Below are 20,399 nucleotides of genomic sequence, written 5' to 3'. Positions count from 1 at the left end.
CCCAGGTCCTCTCTGTCGGATCCCGCCGGCCGCGCCACCCGCTGTTCCGACGTGATCCGGAGGAGCGAACCCGGGGCCTGTCCGACGATCCCTAGCCGACCGACTTGGCGAGCTCGTCGATGGCGAACGGCAGGGAGAGCAGGGTCGCCTGCGACATCGCCGCGCCGACCGCCGGTCCCTCACTGTCCAGCAGGTACGACACCTTGCCGGCCTTGGACACCTTCAGGTTGGTGAAGAGGTCGAACTTCTTCAGCGCGTCGGTGTCGACCTTGTCGTTGATGACGAAGACGCGGTCGACGTCGACGAGGTCCATGCGCTCCGGGGAGAGCTGCGTGGAGAACCCGGACCCCGCGATCCTGTCGATCTCGGTCTGGCCCTTGAAGCCCATCCCGGCGAGGAGCTGACCCCGTACGTCGGTGGTGGTGAAGGGCGTGACCGAGTCCTTGTACCAGGAGAGCGCGACGGCGGTCTGGGTGGCGAACTCCGGGTGGGCCGTCTTGACCGCGGCGAGCTTGTCCTGGATGCCCTGGACCATCTGCTTACCCTCGTCGGCCTTGCCGAGCGCCTTGGCGATGTGGAGCGCGTTGTCCTGCCACGGAGCGCTGAACGGCTCCTTCTCGGCCTTCGTACGGCCGACCGTCGGGGCGATCTTGGAGAGCTTGTCGTAGGCGGCCTGGTCGATCTCGGAGTAGACCGCGACGATCAGGTCGGGCCGCAGGGCGGCGATCTTCTCGAAGTTGGGGCCGGCGTCGCCGTTGTTCAGGACCACCTCGGGACGCGCGTCGCCCCACTTGTCCTTGACCCAGGGCCACTGCGTGTTGATGTCGGGGCTCTGCCCAACCGGGTTCGGGTACTGGTCGACCATGCCGACCGGCTTGACGCCGAACGCGAGGATCGTCTGGTCGTCGGTGTAGCCGACGGACACGACGCGCTTGGGCGCCTTGTCGACCTTCGTGGACCCGAAGGCGTGCTCGACGGTGACGGGGAACGCGCCGGTGGCGGCCGGGGCGTTGGCGCTGTCGTTCGCGCTCTTGTCCCCCGCGTCGGAACCACAGCCAGCGAGGAGACCCACGCCGAGGGCCGCGACGGACACGCCCGCCGCCAGCCGCCGCCAGGCGTTCGTTCGTGTCGTTCGGTCGAGGAGCATCCGGATTCCCTTGCTGTCGTGCTGTCCGACACCCCGCATGACGGCAGGTGAGCCTTGGTTTGGGGTGATGAGGTGAGCCTAGCCTAAGTTGAAGCTCCGGCTTCCCGCCCGCCCCGTCCCCGGACATGGGTCCGGCCTATCGGCACGACGAGCGGCCGGTCACCCACCGGGTCGTCGATCACCTCGGCCCGCAGGCCGAACGCCTCGTGCAGCAGCTCCGGGGTCACCACGTCGCGCGGGTGACCCTGCGCCAGGACCGAACCCGCCTTCATCACGATCAGGTTGTCGCTGTACCGGGCGGCCAGGTTGAGGTCGTGCAGCACCATGACCACGGTGCACCCCGACTCGTGCAGGTCGTCCACCAGGTCAAGCACGTCGACCGCGTGCGCGAGGTCCAGGTAGGTGGTGGGCTCGTCGAGCAGCAGCAGATCGGTGCCCTGGGCCAGCGTCATGGAGATCCAGACCCGCTGCCGCTGGCCCCCGGACAGCGCGTCGACGGGGCGGTCGGCCAGGTCGGACACCCCGGTCATGGCCAGCGCGCGCTCCACCACCGAGGCGTCGTCGGAGGACCACTGCCGCAGCCAGCTCTGGTGCGGGTGCCGGCCCCTGGCGACGAGGTCCGCCACGGTCAGGCCCTCCGGCGCGACGGGCGACTGCGGCAGCAGGCCGAGCTTCTTCGCCACGTCCCTGGTCCTGAGCCTGACGATGTCCTCACCGTCCAGCACCACCGACCCCCGGGTCGGCCTGAGCAGCCGTGACAGGGTCCGCAGCAGGGTGGACTTCCCGCACCCGTTGGGGCCGATGATCGTGGTCACCACCCCCGGCGGGATCGTGACGTCCAGGGCGTCGATGACGGTCCGGTCGCCGTACCCGACCGTGACGCCCCTGGCCGCCAGCCGCGGGACGCCGTCCGACCCGGCGGCGGAACCGGTCCGGGACCTGATCCCGGATTTGATCCCGGACCTGATCCCGGACTCGGTCCCGGGCTCGGTCCCGGTGTGCTCAGCGACCACGGGGCCCCCTCTATTTAGGCTTGCCTAACCTTTCTATCACCTAGCGGCGGTTCGCCCGCACCAGGAGGTGGACGAGGAAGGGACCACCGATGGCGGCGGTGACCACGCCGACCGGCAGGGTGATCGGCAGCGCCGTCCGGGCGACCAGGTCCGAGCCGATCAGCAGCAGCGCTCCGACCGTGCCGGAGGCCACCACCGGCGGTGTCGGGCACCTCGTCAGACGCATCGCCACCTGCGGCGCCACCAGGGCGACGAACGGCACCGGCCCCGCCGCGCTCACCGCGAAGCCGGCCAGGAGCACCGCGCAGAGCAGCAGCACCGCCCGCACCAGCGCGTACCGCACCCCCAGGCCGGCCGCCACGTCGTCACCGAAGTGCAGCGGTTTGAACTGGAAGGCGACGCCGGTCACGACGGCCAGGACGGCCAGCGTGCCCCAGAGCGCCACCCACACCTCGTCCCAGGAACGGTTGTCCAGCGAGCCGACCAGCCACGCCTGGGCCCGGGCCACGTCCCTGATGTCGGCGGTGGCCAGCAGCCAGGTCGTGACCGCCTCCATCACGGCGCTCACCGAGATGCCGATGAGGATGAGCCGGAAACCGTCGACCCCCCGTCGCCACGCCAGGAAGTACACCAGCAGGCCGGTGCCGAGACCGCCCACCAGCGCCGCCCCGGAGAGGCCGACGGCGCTGACGACCGCGGCGGCCGACCCGCCCGACACCGTCACCAGGAACACCGTGACGGCGCTCGCCCCTCCGGTGATCCCCAGGATGTCCGGACTCGCCAGCGGGTTGCGGGCGATGGACTGCGTGAGCGCCCCGGACACCCCCAGCGCGAACCCCACGACGAGACCGGCCAGGGCCCGCGGCATGCGCAGGTCCATGATCACGAACTCGTCGACCCGCTCGCCGCCGCCGAAAAGCGTGGCCACCACCTGCGGCAGCCCGATGGGGAAGTCCCCCACCGCGATGGACAGGCAGAAACCCAGGAAGGTCGCCGCCGTCAGCAGCAGCGTGACCAGCACGATCCTGGGCCGCCACACGAAGGACAGGCCGCCGAACCGCACGCCCGGCGCCGCCACCCGCTTCTCCAAGGTCACGTTCATGCGCTCTTGAACTTCCCTCGCCAGACCAGACCCGCGAAGAACGGGGCACCGAGGAGGGCGACGAGGACGCCGGCCTCCAGCTCGCCCGGCCGGACCACCACGCGCCCCACGATGTCGCAGACCAGCAGGACCACCGCGCCGAGCAGGCCCGCGTACGGCACCAGCCAGCGGTAGTCCGGCCCCGCCAGGTACCGGGCCACGTGCGCCACCATGAGCCCGAGGAACGTGACAGGACCGCACGCCGCCGTCGCCGCGCCCGCCATGAGCGTGATCGCGACGATGCCGACGGTCCGGATCAGCGCGATGTTCACCCCCAGGCCCCGCGCCACGTCGTCCCCCAGGTTGAGCAGGTTGACCGAGGGCAGGGTGACCAGGGCCAGCACCAGCCCGACCACGACGAAGGCGGTCACCGGCCAGATCACCCGGAACGGCACACCGGCCACCGAGCCGGCGTTCCAGAACCGCAGGGCGTTCAGCGCCGCCTTGTCCGACAGGGCGATCGCCGTCGTCATCGCCGCGAGGAACACCGCGACCCCCTGGCCCGCCAGAGCCAGGGTCAGCGGATTGCCGGCGCCCCGCCCGATGCTCGACAGCCCGAACACGACGACACCCGCGAGCGCGGCCCCCAGGAAGGCGAACCACACGTACTGGAACGGGTCGGTGAACCCGAACAGGGAGATCGCCGCCACCACGGCGAACGAGGCACCGGTGTTCACCCCCAGCAGGCCGGTGTCCGCGATGGGGTTGCGGGTGAACCCCTGGATCAGTGCCCCGCCGACGCCCAGCGCGACGCCCGCCACGATCGCGAGCACCGTCCGGGGCACCCGCACGGTCTGCACGATGAGCCTGATCTCCGTACTCCTCTGGTCGGGGTCCGGCCCCGCGAACAGCCCGTGCCACACCTCGGCGGGAGTCAACGCCCGCGCACCGACGGCGACCGAGAGCACCGCAACGGCGACGAGGACCGCTCCCACCACGCCCAGACCGAGGATTCGCCGCCGCCGAAGCCCTGCCACCTTGGAAAGTGCGGGGCGTTCCGCTGAAATCGCGCCCATGGCGAGGTAGGTCTTCCCGGCACCGTCGCCGGGCCGCCCGGCGACCTCGTGCTCGCCGTCGGGCAGGCCGCCGGAGCGACGGCGTGTGCCAGGGGGCACGGACGTTCCTTTCTCTCACGTACTGCGTGCACGTCGGCCGACCCGCCTGCGGGTCGGCCGGGACGGCCGCCTGCCGGGCGTCCTGTCGAGGCCGGAGGCGCGAGGGAGTCCAGGCGCACCGACGACCGACGACCGAGGACCGGCGGAACTTAGGTAACGCTCACCTTATCCAGTAGTGCTGTCGACCGAACAAGAGGGGGCGAAGCCCTCCTTCCCCGCCCAATTCCGCCCGGTGGGGGTACCGCCCGACCGGAACTGTTCTCCCCTCGTACGTCCGGCCGTTCACCACAGCGCGCGGTACGGCACGGGTGACGCTGCTAAGGCTTGTCCGACAGACACGCCCCTGAACGCACAGCGCCGACCATCACCCGCTCGCTCGTCAGGAGGACGCCCGTGAGGCGAACCGATCGAGTCCGGCTCCGCACACCTGCGGTGGCATCCGCCGCCGCCGTCGTGGGAGCGCTCCTCGCGCTGCCGGCCGGCACCGCGCAGGCGGTGTCCGCGGACATCGTGATCAGCCAGGTGTACGGCGGTGGCGGCAACTCCGGCGCCCAGTACGCCAACGACTACGTCGAGCTCTACAACCGGGGCACCGTGCCGGTCCCGGTCACCGGCTGGACCGTCCAGTACGCCTCGGCGGGCGGCTCCTCCTGGGCGAGGACCACGCTGTCGGGCACCATCGCCCCCGGCAGGTACTACCTCGTCCAGCAGGCGGCGGGGGCCGGCTCCGGAGCCGCCCTGCCGACGCCGGACGCGACCGGCACGCTCGCCCTGAGCGCCACCACCGGCAAGGTCGCGCTGGTCACCAACGGCACCGCGCTCACCTGCGCCACGGGCTGCGCCACCCAGCCGGGCGTGAAGGACTTCGTCGGCTACGGGTCGACGGCCAGTTCCGCCGAGGGCTCACCGACCGGCAACCTCGCCAACACCACGGCCGCGCTGCGGGCCGGCGGCGGGGCCACCGACACCGACAGCAACGCGGCCGACTTCGCCGTCACCGCGCCCGCCCCCCGCAACTCCTCCTCCGGCGGCGGCACCGGCGGCACCCGGATACGTGACGTCCAGGGCGCCGCCCGCACCTCGCCGAAGGCCGGACAGACCGTCACGGCCGTCCCCGGCGTCGTCACCGCCACCGGCCCGAGCGGCTTCTGGTTCCAGGACCCGCAGCCCGACGCCGACCCGGCCACCGGCGAGGCCGTCTACGTCTACACGGCCGGCGCACCGGGCGTCGCCGTCGGCGACTCGGTGACGGTCGGCGGCACGGTGAGCGAGTTCCGTCCGGGCGGCACCGGCGGCACCACCAACCTCACCGTCACCGAACTGACCGCACCGAGCGTCACCGTCCTCACCCACAACGCGCCGCTTCCCGCACCCGCCCTGGTCGGGGCCGGCGGCCGGGTGCCGCCGGCCGCCGTGATCTCCGGCGTGACCAGCGGCAACGTCGAGACCGCGGCCGGCTTCCAGCCGTCCACCGACGGCCTCGACTTCTGGGAGTCCCTGGAGGGCATGCGGGTCAGGATCGACGACGCGGCCGTGGTCGGCCCGACCAGCTCGTTCGGCGAGATCCCGGTCGTCCCGCAGGGCTCCACCACCCGCACCACCCGCGGCGGCATCCTCCTCCGGGCCGGCGACGGCAACCCCGAACGGATCGTCCTCGACGACGTGCTCGCCCCCGTACCGACCGCCAAGGTCGGCGACACGCTCACCGGCGCCACCGTCGGCGTCGTCGACTACTCCTTCGGCAACTTCAAGCTGCTCCCCACCACGACCCCGACGGTCACCTCCGGCGGACTCACCGCGGAGACCACGGCCGCGCCGGCCGCCGGCGAACTGGCCACGGCGACGTTCAACGTCGAGAACCTCTCCCCGAACGACCCCCAGAGCAAGTTCGACGGCCTGGCCGCCGCCGTGGTCACCAACCTCCGCGCGCCCGACCTGGTCGCGCTGGAGGAGATCCAGGACAACAACGGCGCCACCGACAACGGCACCGTCGCCGCCGACCAGACCCTCGCCCGGCTGACCGCCGCCATCACCGCGGCCGGCGGCCCGTCCTACTCCTACCGGCAGATCAACCCGGTGGACGGCCAGGACGGCGGCCAGCCCGGCGGCAACATCCGCCAGGTCTTCCTCTACCGCACGGACCGGGGTCTGACCTTCACCGACCGCCCGGGCGCCGGCTCCAGCACCGCCAACTCGGTCGTCAACAGCGGCGGCACCCCGGCACTCGCCTACTCCCCCGGCCGGATCGACCCGGGCAACTCCGCGTTCGGCGCCAGCCGCAAGCCGCTGGCCGGCGAGTTCCGCTGGAACGGCCGCCCGGTCTTCGTGATCGCCAACCACTTCAACTCCAAGGGCGGCGACCAGCCCCTCTTCGGCCGCTACCAGCAGCCGGCCCGCCCCTCCGAGACCCAGCGGCACGCCCAGGCCGGCGTGGTGAAGACCTTCACCGACCAGCTCCTCGCCGTCGACCCGAACGCCTCGGTGATCGTCCTCGGCGACATCAACGACTTCGAGTTCTCCCAGACCGCCGACCTCCTCACCGCGGGCGGCTCCCTGGTCGACCTCCCCCGCACCCTCCCCCTCGCCGAGCGCTACACCTACGTCTACGAGGGCAACTCCCAGGTGCTCGACCACATCCTGATCTCCCCCGCCCTCGCGGCCAGGCCCTACAGCTACGACATCGTCCACCTCAACAGCGAGTTCCCCACCCAGCTCAGCGACCACGACCCCCAGGTCGTCCGCATCCCCCTCCCCTGACACCCCGAACCCCGCTGCCCCGGCCCCGCCCCCGGCGCCGGGGCAGCGCCGTGCGGAGACGGGCTTCGTTCCCGGTCCGGGACGCCGGAGGGATGATCCGGGTCAATCAGGGGTGTACGGGAACTGATCGGGGTGGGGGGACGACTGGTGGGGGGTGAGTGGGATGTCGCCGGGTGCCCGGCCGTTGAGTGTGCTGGTGGGGTTCGCCCTGATGCTGGTGGTGGTGTTCGTGGTGGCCTTCGCGGTAGGGCGCGGAGCCGGGCCCGTGACGCCCGGGCTGACGCCCGGCGGGGGCGGCGGGGGTAAACCCGGGATGGGGCATGACATGGGGGCGGGCCGATGAAGGCCGTGGTGGAGAGCCCCGGGAGCGGGGAGACCGGCCCGCCGCCGGTCAGCACCGATCTGGTGGTCGGCGGGATGACCTGCGCGGCCTGTGTCAGCCGGGTGGAGAAGCGGCTCGCCCGGATCGAGGGCGTGACCGCCGGGGTCAATCTGGCCACCGGGCGGGCGCGGGTGCTGCACCCGGCCGGGGTCGGCGTCGAGGAACTGGTGGCGGCGGTCGAACGGGCCGGCTACACCGCCGAGCAGGCCCCGGACGGGCTGTCGGCGGCGGGCCCGGACCAGGACGAGTCCTCGGACCGGTGGCGGCTGCTGGTGACGGCCCTGCTGGCCGTGCCGGTGGTGGTCCTGTCGATGGTTCCGTCGCTGCAGTTCGACGCCTGGCAGTGGGTCTGCTTCGCGCTGTCGGTGCCGGTGGTGAGCTGGGGTTCGGCCGGGTTCCACCGGCGGGCCTGGCAGGGACTGCGGCACGCGGCGGCGACCATGGACACCCTGGTGAGTCTCGGGGTGCTGGCGTCGTTCGGCTGGTCCGCGTACGCGCTGGTGTTCGGCGGGGCGGGCGAGATCGGCATGCGGATGCCGTTCTCGCTGACCGCGGACGGCGGCGGCGCCGCGCACGTCTACCTGGAGGCGGCCGTCGGGGTGCCGCTGTTCGTGCTCGCCGGGCGGCTGCTGGAGGGGCGGGTGCGGCGGCGCACTGGTTCGGCGCTGCGGGCCCTGGCGGAGCTGGGCGCCAAGGAGGTGTGCGTCCGCGACCCGGAGACCGGGGAGGAACAGCTGCTGCCGATCGAACAGCTGCTGCCCGGGCAGGAGTTCGTGGTCCGGCCGGGCGAGCGGGTGGCCACCGACGGTGTGGTGGTGGAGGGCAGCTCGGCCCTGGATCTGAGCCTGCTGACCGGCGAGTCGGTGCCGGTCGAGGTCGGTCCGGGCGACCAGGTGGCGGGTGCCACGGTGAACGTCGGCGGCGCCCTGGTGGTGCGGGCGACGGCGGTCGGTGCGGACACCCAACTCGCCCGGATCACCGCCCTGGTGGCGGACGCCCAGGCCGGGAAGGCCCGGGCGCAGCGGCTGGCGGACACGGTGGCCGGAGTGTTCGTGCCGTGCGTGCTGACGGTCGCGGTCTGCGTGCTGGGCTTCTGGCTGGGTGCCGGGGCCGACCCGCAGGCGGCGGTGACGGCGGCCGTCGCCGTCCTGGTGGTGGCCTGCCCGTGCGCGCTGGGCCTGGCCACGCCGACCGCGCTGCTGGCGGCGACCGGCCGGGGCGCCGAACTGGGCGTGCTGGTGCGCGGCCCGGAGGTGCTGGAGAGCCTGCGGCGGATCGACACCGTGGTGCTGGACAAGACGGGGACACTGACCACCGGCCGGATGGAGCTCGCGGCGGTGGCCGTGGCCCCGGACGCGGGGGTCGACGAGGACCAGGTGCTCCGGCTCGCAGGAGCCGTCGAGCACCGTTCGGAGCACCCGATCGGCCGGGCCGTCGTGGGGGCGGCCCGCGAGCGGTGTGGCTCCGAACCCCTCCCGGCGGTGGCCGAGTTCAGGGCCACTGCCGGGGTGGGGGTGGCCGGCACGGTGGAGGGGCGGCAGGTCCGGGTGGTCCGCCCGGACGACGCGGTCGGACCGCTGCCGGCCGGGCTGGTGACCGCGCTGGAGGAGGCTGCGGCGGCCGGCCGGACGCCGGTGGTCGTGGAGCTGGACGGGCGGGCGGTGGCCGTCCTCGCGGTCGGCGACACCCTGCGTTCGGGCAGCTGGCGCGCGCTGCACCGGCTGCGCCGGATGGGTCTGGAACCGGTCCTGCTGACCGGTGACGGGCCGGGCGCGGCGCACGCGGTGGCAACCGAACTGGGCATCGAGCGGGTGCACTTCTCGGCCTCGCCGGAGCGCAAGGCCGAGGTGGTGGCCGAGTTGAAGGCCGCCGGACGGACGACCGCGGTCGTCGGCGACGGCGTCAACGACGCGGTCGCGCTGGCCTCGGCGGACCTCGGGGTGGCCCTGGCCTCGGGGAGCGACGCGGCGATCGGCGCCGCCGGACTGACCCTGGTGCGCGGGGACATCGAGGCGGTGGTGGACGCCGTCCGGCTGGCCCGGCGCACGCTGGGCACGATCCGGGTCAACCTGCTGTGGGCGTTCGGCTACAACGTGGTGCTGATCCCGCTGGCGGCGGTCGGGCTGCTGAACCCGATGCTGGCGGCGGTGGCGATGTCGCTGAGTTCGCTGCTCGTCGTGGGGAACAGCCTGCGGCTGCGGACCTGGCGGCCCGGCCGGGGCGCCTCGGACGGACGAGGCGGCGGCGCCCCCGGCGGCGGGCGGCGGCCGGACCGGGCGCGACGCTCGGCGCGGGCGGGCGCAGGCACGGGTACGGGGGGCGCGCGGTGAGCGGCGGCGGTGCGATGGGCAGGGTACGGCCGGGAAGGATCTCCGCGCGGACGGGACGCGTCCCCGAGCGGCTGAAGGTGGTCGGCCCGCCGGTCGCGGCGGCGGTGGTCGCACTGGCGCTGCTCTCCGGGTGGACGGCGGTCGGCGGAGCCGGGCGGCCACAGCCGGTGGAGGCCGGTCCGGGCTGGCTGCTGTTGCCGACGACGGGCGGGGCGACGGCCACGGCCGCCTTCTTCACCGTCCGCAACCCCGGCGATATACCGGACGAACTCACCGGTGCCAGCTGGGAGTTCGGCGGAAAGGTGACGCTGAAACGCCATCTGCACCAGGGTGCCTCCGGCCGGTGGGAGCCGGTCACGGCCCTGCCCGTGCCGGAGCGCGGCGAGCTGGTGATGTCGCCGGAGGACGCCGACCTGATGATCACGAACCCGCCGGCGCTCACGGTCGGCCAGTGGGTGGAGTTCACGCTCACCTTCCGCCACAGCCCCGAGCTGCGGCTGAAGGCGGAGGTCGTCAAGCCGGGCGGACGCCGCAGCGGCTGAGGACGGCCGGCGGCGGCGACGGGCGGCAGGAGTGGGGGGCGACCACCGGCGGCCGACGCCGTCCGGTCGCGAAGCCCGGCGGAGAAGCCCGGTGGAGAAGCCCGGTGGTCGGGCCGCCCGCAGCGAGGGGAGGCGGCCCGGCCACCGACCTGAGCGGCCGGGCGGCCCCCGACCCGTCGCTCGGCGGGGTGGGCGGACGGCTCGCCGGGCCGGTCCCTGCGGGCCGCCGCAGGCTCCTCACCGGGGACCGCTCACCCCGTCGTCGGCGCCGCCGCCGGGCCGGGCCACGCGTCGAGGACCTCCTCCGGCGGCCGGCGCGGTGTGGCGACCCCGGGCGGGCCGTAGCCGATCCGCACCACCAGCTGGACGTGCCCGGGCCCCTCGGCCGGATCGCGCAGCCCCCAGCGGAGGTCGGGCCACTCGACGGGCTGGTGCCAGACCGTCAGCCGCACGCCGTGCACGGTGGCCAGCAGCCAGACCCGTTCCAACGCCTGACCGGCCCGCAGCCAGTCCGCCGGACCGTCCCCCGGCGTGGTGAGCGTGCACAGCTGCGGCAGCGCCTCGAACCGCTCGGACGGCTGCGGCGGTCCGTCACGGTACGGCGGCCGACCGGCGAAGTCACGCATCGGCACCCGGGCGTCGTGGTCCTGCGGACCCAGCGCGGCGTACGGGATCCCGTCGACGGCCCGGTCCGCGGAGCCCGGCGCGGGTTCCGGCCGGAGCCAGGAGCGGGTCTCGGCACGCCGGGCCGGGTCGTGGGCGATCCGGTCCTCGGCCTCGGCGGTGAGCGCCAGCACCTGCCGCACCCCGGCCTCCCCCAGCACGGCGAGTGCCACACCCTCCTCCCGGGCGGCGGCGATCAGCTCCGCGAGCACCGCCTCGGGCACGTCCCGGTTGGTGAACGGCCGTCGGCTGGAGCGGCGTTCGGTGATCGCCGGGTAGAGATCGCGGCCGAACGGCGGGGCGACGGAAGCGGATCCGGGAGCGGCGCGGAGCGCGAGGTCGAGAACGGCCGACAGACCGGGGTCGACCGGATCCGGGAGCAGCCGGACCGCCGGCTCGCGGCCCAGCCGGACGGCGGCCACCCTCAGGTTGAACAGGGCCGCGCCGACGGCGACGTGCAGTGCGGAGCCGACGGCGTCGGCGAGCGGGACGGCGCGGGCGAGGTCGGCGTGCACCTCGATCCCGCATCCGTCCGGGGTGGGGCGGAACCGCCACGGCTGGCTGTTGTGCAGCGAGGGGGCCGCGCCGCCGGCGACGGCCAGCAGCCGCAGGTCGTCCGGGGTGAGGGTGGACTCGGTCATGGTGATCCTCTCCTTGCCTCGTCGCCACGCCCCGGCGGAGCCACCGCGCGACCGGGACGGCACCGCGCGGGCGGGACGGCCGGGGCGGGGCGGTGGCGGGCGGGACGGCTGCTACTCCGAGCCTGCGCCCGTCCGGCGGCCGGACGGCAGGGTCCAACGGCCCGCGTCCGGAGGGCGAAGGGCGGCGCTGCGCCTACGGCCCGGGGCGGGGTGGATCAGCGGGGCCTCGGGGCGGGTCGTCGGGCGGCGGGGCGGCGGACACCCGCCGTGCCTCGACGGCCACCGGCCGCACTGCGCCGCACTGCGCCGCGCCCGCGTCCTCACCGTGTCAGTCGTGCGGGACCACCGCGACCGGCGCGTGGGCGTGGTGCAGCACCGCGTGCGCGACCCGTCCGAGCCGGGGGCCGAAGTCGTGCGGCCGGCGTCGGCGCCCGACCACCACCAGCCCGGCCCCGGCCGATTCCTCCACCAGCGTGCGGGCGGCGCCGAGCCTGGCCTGCTCGACGACCTCCGTGTCGGGGTGCCGGTCCCGGTGCGCCGAGAGAGCGGCGGCCAGCGCCTTCTCCTCCCCCGCCTGGAGCAGCGCCATCTCGGAACCGGACGGCAGGAAGCCGACCACCGCGAACGCCGGTGGGAGTTCCCAGCCGTGGACCGCCCGGAGCCGGGCGCCGCGCAGCGCGGCCTCCTGGAAGGCGAACGCCAGCACGGCGTCGCCGGGCGCACCGGCGTCCACGCCGACGACCACGTCGGGAACGGTCTCGGGGACCGCCTCGGGCCGTGTCTCCGAAGCGGCCTGCGCCCGGTCACGGTGCGGCTCCGCCGGACGGGCCGGACGTCCCGGGCGGACGACCACCACCGGCGCGGCCGACCGGGCGGCGACCGCCATGCTCACCGAGCCGACCAGCAATCCGGCGAAGCCTCCCAGGCCCCGCGAGCCGACGACGAGCAGACCCGCGTCCTCGGCGGCGGCCACCAGCCCGTCGACCGCGGCGTCGAGCACCACGTCGGTGTGGACGGCCACGCCGGGGTGACCCTCGCGGACCTCCTCCGCCGTCCCCGCGAGCATCCGCTGGGCGGCGACCGGCAGGTCGTCAGGGTCGGCGAACGCGGCCCGGCCGTCGGTGAGCCACGGCCAGACGTGCACCAGGCGCAGCGCGGCCCCGCGGCGCCGGGCCTCCTCGGCGGCCCAGTGGGCGGCTGCGGTGCTCTCGGGCGATCCGTCGACTCCGACCAGAACAGGGGGCGTCATGGGAGGTTCCTCTCCGCTCGTTGTCCCGCCGCGGGTGCGCACCGGGTTCGCTGCCGGTCCCGCCGCAGGTCCACTGCGTGCCGCTGGTGCCGTACGGTGGCCGCCCGGGCGCCGGGCGGCTTCCGGCCGGCTTCCGGGCGGTGCGGTCTGACGCACCGTCCGCCGGTTCCCACCCTGGTCGGGCGGCCGGGCGCCGGGCCAGGGGCCGCAGGGCCCGCGCCGCAGGGCCATAGGTCCCTGGGCAGGACCGAAGACGCGTCCATGACCACCCCGGGGTGCCGCACGGGCCGCCCTGGGCACTAACGTGAATCCGACGATCCGACCGGTCCGACGACCGGGGCGGAACCGGCCCGGGCAGGACAGAACGACGAGGAGGACGCCGGTGAACGGCGCGGAAGGTACGCGGACGGGCACCGGCGGACACGACGAAGCGCCCCCTGCGGCCTGCCCCCGGGCCACCCCGGCCCCCGGGAGCCGCGCCGAGCCCGCCACTCCCGCACCTCCCGGCGCCGTCGGCACTCCCGACATCCTCGACACTCCCGGCGATCCCGGCCTCGCCGCCACGGCTGTCACCGCCGCCACCCCGGCCGCCGACCGGCCGCACCCGCGTGGCGCGGGCGCACGGATCCCGCAGCTGCGCCTGGACGAGCTCCTGGAGGAACTCCAGTGGCGGATCGACGCGGCACGCGGCACCCGCGACCGGGTGCACAGCCTGCTGGAGGCGGTGCTCGCCGTCGGCCGCGAGCTGGACCTCTCGCAGGCCCTGCGCCGGATCGTCGAGGCCGCCGCCGACCTGGTCGACGCCCGGTACGCGGCGCTCGGCGTCATCGGCGCGGACGGGCACACGCTGTCCCAGTTCCTGACGGTCGGCCTCACCGAGGAGGAGATCGAGGCGATCGGCCCGCTGCCGGCCGGGCACGGCATCCTGGGCGAGCTGATCCGTGAGCCGCAGCCGCTGCGCTGCCCGGTGCTCTCGGACCACCCGGCCTCGGTCGGCTTCCCGCCCAACCATCCGCCGATGCACACCTTCCTCGGGGTTCCGGTGCGGGTGCGGGGCGAGGTGTTCGGCAACCTGTACCTCACGGACAAGCGCGGCGGCCTGGACTTCGACGCCGACGACGAGGCGGTCATCTCCACGCTCGCCGTCGCCGCCGGGGTGGCCATCGACAACGCCCGGCTGTACGAGGAGGCGCAGCGCCAGCAGCGCTGGCTGCGGGCGAGCGCCGAGATCACCCGGAGTCTCCTCTCCGGCGCCCCCCGGCTGGAGGTGGTCGAGCTGATCGCGCGCCGGGCCCGGGAGATCGCCGGCGCCGAGCTCGCCGACGTCTCGGTGGCGCTCGCCGGACCGGGCGAGCGTGCGGCCGAGCTGACCGTCGAGGTCGCCCTGGGCGGCCGTCCGGAGGCGCGGCTCGGGGTGACCGTGCCGGTGGACGGCACGCTCTCCGGCGCCGCGTACGCGTCCGGATCCCCCGTCACCAGCGACGAGCTGGAGCACGACGGGCGGTACCCGGCCGGACCGGCCGGACGGTTCACCGGGCTCGGACCGGCCGTCGCGGTGCCGCTGGGCACCGGCGAGGGGTTCGGACGGGGTGTGCTGCTGCTCGCGAGGGAGAGCGGCCGGCCACCGTTCACGGCCGAGGAGACCGGCCCGCTCCTGGGCTTCGCCGACCAGGCCGCGCTCGCCCTTGAGCTGGCCGAACGGCGGCGCGACGCCGAGCAGTTGACCCTGCTGGAGGACCGCGACCGGATCGCCCGCGACCTCCATGACCTGGCCATCCAGCGGCTCTTCGCCACCGGCATGACGCTGCAGAGCGCAGGCCGCCTGATCGAGAGCCCGAGCGCGGCCGACCGGGTCAGCCGGGCGGTCGCCGACCTGGACGAGACGATCAAGATCATCCGTTCCACGATCTTCGGTCTGCGCGCCCACAACGAGCCCGACCGGGGCCTGCGCGCCCGGGCCACCCGGGCCGTCGGCGAGGCCCAGGCCACCCTCGGCTTCGCCCCGCGGCTCAGCATGGAGGGCCTGCTCGACACCGATGTACCGCAGGAACTCGCCGAACACGTCATGGCCGTCCTCGGAGAGGCCCTCAGCAACGCCGCCCGGCACGCCCGGGCCGGCCGGGTCGAGGTCTCCCTGCGCGCCCTCGGCGGCGTGGTCGCGCTCACGGTCACCGACGACGGCGTCGGCGTACCGTCCGGGGGCCGGCGCAGTGGCCTGCGCAACCTCGCCGAACGTGCCGAGCGGGTCGGCGGCAGCTTCGAGCTGCGCCCGGCGGACGGCGGCGGGACCGTCCTGCGCTGGGAGGCCCCGCTGGGGCTGTAGCCCGCGCCCCGGGGGGAGCAGGGTCAGCGGGCCTGCGGACCCGCCGCGCTCAGGCCGGGCTCAGGCCCGGTCTCAGGGACGGTCCGCGGTCACAACAGGTCCGCGGTCAGGTGCCGGCCGACGACCAGTTCGGCACCGATCCGGATCTCGACCCGGGCCGCGCCCGGCCCCCTCGCCGGTCGGCGGACCTCCGCGCGGCCGAGGACGGTGACGCACCAACCGGTGCCGTCGGTGCCGTCCACCTCGTCGGCCTCGAAGGCGATCACCGCGCCGTCCACCGCCCGCGCCAGCTCGGATCCGGCCGCCGCCGACACCAGCACGCCGCCGCCCGCGTCCAACCGGAACCGCACCGGGAGGACCGCCGGCAGCGCACGGACCGTGTAGACGACCCGGCCCACGTCGGTGCCGCCCAGCAGTTCCAGTGCCCGGGCCTCGTCGAGGTCCCGGGAACCGCCCGCCGGCGGCCCTGCGGACGCTTCGACCGGCACCACGGCCGGGGCTTCAGGATCGACGTTCATGCGAGCGATGGTCACTCGCCGGGCAGCGGCGGGGCGAGGGCCGATGGTCCCGTCGAGGGTCCCGTCCACCGCCCCCGGCCGGCGGGGCCGCGTCGAGAGGCGCCCGGACCGGGCGCGGCGGACGGTACGGGCGCGGCGAGGGGCGGCCCCGGACGGGCTTGCCGGACGGAGGGAGGGCCGCACCGCGGCAGCGCCGACACCCCCGGCTCCCACCGATGTCCGGGGGCCGGGGGCCTGGGGCCTGGGCTCAGGGCGCGGGTCAGCCGCGCAGGCCGCCGCCGAGGATGCGCGGGTGGTAGGTCGGCTGGGCGGCCGCGGCCTGGCGCAGCTCGGTGGCGATCAGGGCGGCCTGGACGCGCCGCTCCACGCCGAGCTTGGCCAGGAGGCGGGAGACGTGGTTCTTCACCGTCTTCTCCGCCAGGTAGAGCCGCTCCCCGATCTGCCGGTTGGTCAGGCCCTCGCCGATCAGCGCCAGCACCTCCTGCTCGCGGACGGTCAGCTCCGGTCCTCCGGTGGACGGCTGGGCCGGTTCGGCCTCGCTGCGGAGGCGGTTCAGCAGGCGGGTCGCCGCGCCGGGGTCGAGCATCGAACGCCCGGAGGCGACGGTCCGGACGGCGGCCACCAGGTCGGTCCCGCTGATCTGCTTCAGCACGTACCCGGCGGCGCCCGCCATCACGGCGTCGAGGAGCGCCTCCTCGTCGTCGAAGGAGGTCAGCATCAGGCACGCCAGGTCGGGCATCCGGGAGCGCAGTTCGCGGCAGACGGCCACACCGTCGCCGTCGCCGAGGCGGACGTCCAGCACGGCGACGTCGGGCCGCAGCGCCGGGACGCGGACGAGGGCCTGCTCGGCGGTGGCCGCCTCGCCGACCACCTCCAGGTCCGGTTCGCAGTCCAGCAGGTCGTGCACGCCGCGGCGCACCACCTCGTGGTCGTCCAGCAGGAACACCCTGACCGGTGCCGGCGTCTCGGTACCGGCCGTCTCGCTCGCCATCTCGCGGCTCCACCCTCTCCACGCCCGGCACACCACACGCCGGGTCCACCGCATCATGCCCCGGCGCCGCGCCCCCGGCCAGGGTCGAACGACCCCATCGGCCCGGGACGGTCCGTCGCCGGGATCGGTGCCGAGGACAGCGCCGGTCCCGGCCCGGGCGTGCCCCTACCCGGCCGCGATCGCGGTGAGCAGCCGCTCGGCGGCGCCGAAGGCTATCGCGCTGTCGAGCGGGTTGGAGTAGGTGCGTGACCAGGTGATCAGTCCATCCCGGACCCGGGCGAACATCACGATGTCGAAGGCGAACTTCCGTCCGGTGGCCAGGACGTGCCCCTGGAGGCGGTACTCGACGACGACGAGTTCGGGATCGGCGGTCTCGTGGATGCTCACGGGGTCCACGCTCTCGGACTTCTGCATCGTGGCGCCGTGCCGCAGGTGGGCCCGGAAGGCCTCCCGCCCCGGCTTCTGCTCGGGCACGCCCGGCATCAGGTAGGGCAGTTCGAAGGCGGCGTCCTCCGTGCACAGGTCCGCCGCCGCCTCGTCGGGACCGTCGGCCATGTAGTCGACGAAGCGCTGGAGGACCTCGCGCGGTGAGGCAGTGGTCATGGGACACCCCTTTCGACGCCACCGGGGCGGTTCCCCCGGTGTCGCGCCCGAAGATACGGGTCGACCTGACTGCTTTTCAAAGTCCCTGCTCAAAGGTCGACTTGGATCCTCCGCCCCACCCCTACCGGGCAGGTGAGCAACACGGTCGCCGTCGGCGGGGCGGAGCCCTCACGGCGGTGCCTCAGCGGCGGTGCCGACGGACGTCGCCGAGGCCGATGAGAAGGAAGGCGGCGGAGACGGCGCCGGCGCTTCCGGCCGCGGCGGCCAGGCGCGGAGCCAGGGGGCCGCCACCGGTCAGCAGGACGGAGGCGGCGCCGAGCGAGGCGACCGCCAGTCCCACCAGCAGCCAGCCGAGCAGCGTGCGGGCCGCCGGGCGCGGGGAGCGCGTGGCCCCGGAGTCCGGGTCCGGGTCCGGGTCCGGGTCGAGCAGGGCCCAGCGGAGGCGGTCCTCGCGCCGCTCGGACCGGCTCTGCAGGTGGGCGCGGACCCTCAGGAGGACGCCGGCGACCAGGCCGGCCAGCGTGATCCGGGCGGCGGGCTGCCAGTCCGGGACGGCCAGCAACAGGACGCCGCCCAGGGCAAGGCCGGCCCACCAGACCACGCAGGCGGCAGCGGCGGTGCGGGCCGAGCGGGGGCGGTCGTCGCCCGCCTGGAGGTCGGCGATGGCGGGCAGGTACCAGACGCAGCCGGACGCGGTGGTCGCGGCCGTGCCGATGGCGAGAACGGTGTGGGACATGGTTCCGTGCGCTCCTCAGCCGGTGGGGCTCGACGTGGATTCGGGAAGGCGTCGGACGAAGACGGGGAAGACGTGTGGACGGGTCCGGGACGGAGGGCCCGGGGCGACGGGCCCGGGAAGGAGGGCCGCTCCCGCCCGCCCGGGGGCAGCGACGCGGGCGGGAGCGGCGTTCAGGGGGCAGGCCGTCAGCGGCCCGCGCCGGGCCCGCCGGAGGACCCGGCACGGGACCCGCCGGGGGACGTCCCGGAGGACGCCCCGGAGGAACCGGCGGCGGAACTCCCGAGCGCGCGACCGCGTCGCGGTGCGGGGGCGTCGTACGCCGCCGGGGTGACGCCTGCCAGGTGCCTGGCGGGCTCGCCGTTGTGGTCCAGGAAGTCGCGGGCCGCGATCTCCGGGTGGTGCAGGTCGAAGGCCGGGGACTCGGACCGGATCCGGGGCAGGGTGACGAAGTTGTGCCGGGGCGGCGGGCAGGAGGTGGCCCACTCCAGCGAGCGGCCGTAGCCCCACGGGTCGTCGGCGGTCACCCGCTCGCCGTACTTGGCGGTCTTCCAGATGTTGTAGAGGAACGGCAGGATCGACAGGCCCAGCAGGAAGGAGCCGAGGGTGGACACCGTGTTGAGCACGGTGAAGCCGTCGGAGGCCAGGTAGTCGGCGTAGCGGCGCGGCATGCCCTCCGCGCCGAGCCAGTGCTGGACGAGGAAGGTGGAGTGGAACCCGATGGTGAGCGTCCAGAAGCAGATCCGCCCGAGCCGCTCGTCGAGCATCCGCCCGGTCATCTTGGGCCACCAGAAGTGGAAGCCGGCCATCATCGCGTAGACCACGGTGCCGAACAGCGTGTAGTGGAAGTGGGCGACGACGAAGTACGAGTCGGTCACGTGGAAGTCGATCGGCGGCGCGGCCAGCAGCACGCCCGTCAGGCCGCCGAACAGGAAGGTGACCAGGAAGCCGACCGTCCAGAGCATGGGCGTCTCGAAGCTCAGCGAGCCCTTCCACATGGTGCCGACCCAGTTGAAGAACTTGACGCCGGTCGGCACCGCGATCAGGAACGTCATGAACGAGAAGAACGGCAACAGCACTTGGCCGGTGGCGTACATGTGGTGCGCCCACACGGTGACCGAGAGGCCCGCGATGGCCACGGTGGCGGCGATCAGACCCGCGTAGCCGAACATCGGCTTGCGGCTGAACACCGGGATGATCTCCGACACGATGCCGAAGAACGGCAGGGCCAGGATGTACACCTCGGGATGGCCGAAGAACCAGAAGAGGTGCTGCCAGAGCATGGCCCCGCCGCTGGCGGGGTCGAAGACGTGCGAGCCGAACTTGCGGTCGCACTCCAGGGCGAGCAGCGCGGCGGCCAGCACGGGGAAGACCAGCAGCACCAGGACCGAGGTCAGCAGCACGTTCCAGCAGAAGATGGACATCCGGAACATGGTCAGGCCGGGGGCCCGCATGCAGATGATCGTGGTGATGAAGTTGACCGCGCCCAGGATGGAGCCGAAGCCGGAGAGCGTGACGCCCATGATCCACATGTCGGCGCCGACGCCGGGCGAGTGGACCGCGTCGGAGAGCGGCGCGTAGAGGAACCAGCCGAAGTCCGCGGCCCCCTGCGGGGTGGCGAAGCCGGCGGCGGCGATCAGCGAGCCGAACAGGAACAGCCAGAAGGCGAGCATGTTCAGCCGGGGGAAGGCGACGTCGGGTGCGCCGATCTGCAACGGCATGATCCAGTTGGCGAAGCCGGTGAACAGCGGCATCGCGAAGAGCAGCAGCATCACCGAACCGTGCATGGTGAAGGCCTGGTTGAACTGCTCGTTGGAGAGGATCTGCGTCCCCGGCCGGGCGAGTTCGGCGCGCATGACCAGGGCGAGGATGCCGCCGATCAGGAAGAACCCGAACGAGGACACCAGGTACATGGTGCCGATCGTCTTGTGATCGGTGGTCGTCAGCAGCCGGACCAGGGCCGAGCCGGGCCGCGCGGCCCGGACCCCTTCCGGGCGGGCGGCGGACGGCGGCGGCGCGTTGTCGCCCCGTGCCTCGATGGCGCTCAAGGACGCACTCCTTCGAAACTACTGCGGATGGGTGGCGATCCATGATCGGAACGCGACACCCTTGCGCCCCAGGGCCGTTGGACCCAGCGGCCGGGGCCGGTGGGCCCCGGTTCGGGACCACCGGCCGGGACCACCGGCCGGGACCACCGTCACCGGCCCCCGGAGACGACGAAGCGCCGTTCGCGGCCGGGGAGGTGTCGGTC

15 protein-coding genes are annotated in these 20,399 nt (G+C 74.3%); 4 read left to right on the top strand and 11 right to left on the bottom strand.

The genetic code is table 11. The features are described 5' to 3' along the window. Positions 1-91: 91 nt before the first annotated feature. The 4 genes from ACFWOG_RS12970 to ACFWOG_RS12955 form a co-directional block, all read right to left on the bottom strand. The gene (locus ACFWOG_RS12970) at positions 92-1,147 is read right to left on the bottom strand and encodes an iron-siderophore ABC transporter substrate-binding protein (RefSeq protein WP_329880879.1); all 1,056 of its coding nucleotides are present in this window, start codon (positions 1,145-1,147) and stop codon (positions 92-94) included. A gap of 83 nt (positions 1,148-1,230) precedes the next feature. After that, the gene (locus ACFWOG_RS12965; protein WP_380357716.1) at positions 1,231-2,091 is read right to left on the bottom strand and encodes an ABC transporter ATP-binding protein; all 861 of its coding nucleotides are present in this window, start codon (positions 2,089-2,091) and stop codon (positions 1,231-1,233) included. A 109-nt stretch (positions 2,092-2,200) separates the two neighbouring features. Then, positions 2,201-3,262 (bottom strand): FecCD family ABC transporter permease, encoded by a 1,062-nt coding sequence (locus tag ACFWOG_RS12960; protein ID WP_380357660.1) that lies wholly within the window; start codon positions 3,260-3,262, stop codon positions 2,201-2,203. Continuing rightward, positions 3,259-4,317, bottom strand: coding sequence for a FecCD family ABC transporter permease (locus ACFWOG_RS12955; RefSeq protein ID WP_380357713.1), 1,059 nt, complete (start codon positions 4,315-4,317; stop codon positions 3,259-3,261). Before ACFWOG_RS12955 ends, ACFWOG_RS12960 begins: the two co-directional genes overlap by 4 nt. Positions 4,318-4,809: 492 nt before the next feature. On the opposite strand from ACFWOG_RS12955, the gene ACFWOG_RS12950 reads away from it, so the two are divergent. The 3 genes from ACFWOG_RS12950 (at position 4,810) to ACFWOG_RS12940 (ending at position 10,427) form a co-directional block, all read left to right on the top strand. Then, complete coding sequence (locus ACFWOG_RS12950) at positions 4,810-7,173, top strand: lamin tail domain-containing protein (protein WP_380357658.1); 2,364 nt, start codon at positions 4,810-4,812, stop codon at positions 7,171-7,173. A 339-nt stretch (positions 7,174-7,512) separates the two neighbouring features. Beyond that, positions 7,513-9,885, top strand: coding sequence for a heavy metal translocating P-type ATPase (locus tag ACFWOG_RS12945; RefSeq protein WP_380357656.1), 2,373 nt, complete (start codon positions 7,513-7,515; stop codon positions 9,883-9,885). A gap of 14 nt (positions 9,886-9,899) precedes the next feature. Continuing rightward, a complete protein-coding gene (locus ACFWOG_RS12940) occupies positions 9,900-10,427 on the top strand; it encodes a copper chaperone PCu(A)C (protein WP_380357654.1) in 528 nt (175 codons plus the stop codon). A gap of 251 nt (positions 10,428-10,678) precedes the next feature. On the opposite strand, the gene ACFWOG_RS12935 is transcribed toward ACFWOG_RS12940, so the two are convergent. Together ACFWOG_RS12935 and ACFWOG_RS12930 are read right to left on the bottom strand one after the other, a co-directional pair. Further along, on the bottom strand, positions 10,679-11,731 hold the full coding sequence (locus tag ACFWOG_RS12935; protein WP_380357652.1) for an Acg family FMN-binding oxidoreductase: 1,053 nt from the start codon (positions 11,729-11,731) through the stop codon (positions 10,679-10,681). A 328-nt stretch (positions 11,732-12,059) separates the two neighbouring features. Next, on the bottom strand, positions 12,060-12,980 hold the full coding sequence (locus ACFWOG_RS12930; protein ID WP_380357649.1) for a universal stress protein: 921 nt from the start codon (positions 12,978-12,980) through the stop codon (positions 12,060-12,062). 625 nt (positions 12,981-13,605) lie between these two features. On the opposite strand from ACFWOG_RS12930, the gene ACFWOG_RS12925 reads away from it, so the two are divergent. Next, the gene (locus tag ACFWOG_RS12925) at positions 13,606-15,303 is read left to right on the top strand and encodes a GAF domain-containing protein (RefSeq protein WP_380357709.1); all 1,698 of its coding nucleotides are present in this window, start codon (positions 13,606-13,608) and stop codon (positions 15,301-15,303) included. 89 nt (positions 15,304-15,392) lie between these two features. Here ACFWOG_RS12925 and ACFWOG_RS12920 read toward each other — a convergent pair whose 3' ends face one another. From ACFWOG_RS12920 to ctaD, 5 genes are all read right to left on the bottom strand, one after another. Beyond that, positions 15,393-15,821 (bottom strand): pyridoxamine 5'-phosphate oxidase family protein, encoded by a 429-nt coding sequence (locus ACFWOG_RS12920; RefSeq protein WP_380357646.1) that lies wholly within the window; start codon positions 15,819-15,821, stop codon positions 15,393-15,395. A 259-nt stretch (positions 15,822-16,080) separates the two neighbouring features. Beyond that, positions 16,081-16,812 (bottom strand): response regulator transcription factor, encoded by a 732-nt coding sequence (locus tag ACFWOG_RS12915; RefSeq protein WP_329882416.1) that lies wholly within the window; start codon positions 16,810-16,812, stop codon positions 16,081-16,083. 165 nt (positions 16,813-16,977) lie between these two features. Beyond that, on the bottom strand, positions 16,978-17,415 hold the full coding sequence (locus tag ACFWOG_RS12910) for a nuclear transport factor 2 family protein (protein ID WP_329882417.1): 438 nt from the start codon (positions 17,413-17,415) through the stop codon (positions 16,978-16,980). A gap of 181 nt (positions 17,416-17,596) precedes the next feature. Beyond that, positions 17,597-18,151 (bottom strand): hypothetical protein, encoded by a 555-nt coding sequence (locus tag ACFWOG_RS12905; RefSeq protein ID WP_380357642.1) that lies wholly within the window; start codon positions 18,149-18,151, stop codon positions 17,597-17,599. A 185-nt stretch (positions 18,152-18,336) separates the two neighbouring features. Next, positions 18,337-20,061, bottom strand: a complete 1,725-nt coding sequence (ctaD, locus tag ACFWOG_RS12900; RefSeq protein WP_355406828.1) for a cytochrome c oxidase subunit I — start codon at positions 20,059-20,061, stop codon at positions 18,337-18,339. Between the last annotated feature and the right edge of the window lie 338 nt (positions 20,062-20,399).

This window comes from Kitasatospora sp. NPDC058406 (assembly GCF_042722765.1).
Classification (GTDB): domain Bacteria; phylum Actinomycetota; class Actinomycetes; order Streptomycetales; family Streptomycetaceae; genus Kitasatospora.
The sequence above is the reverse complement of the archived record's forward strand: the minus strand, read 5'-3'. Positions and strand labels throughout refer to the sequence as shown.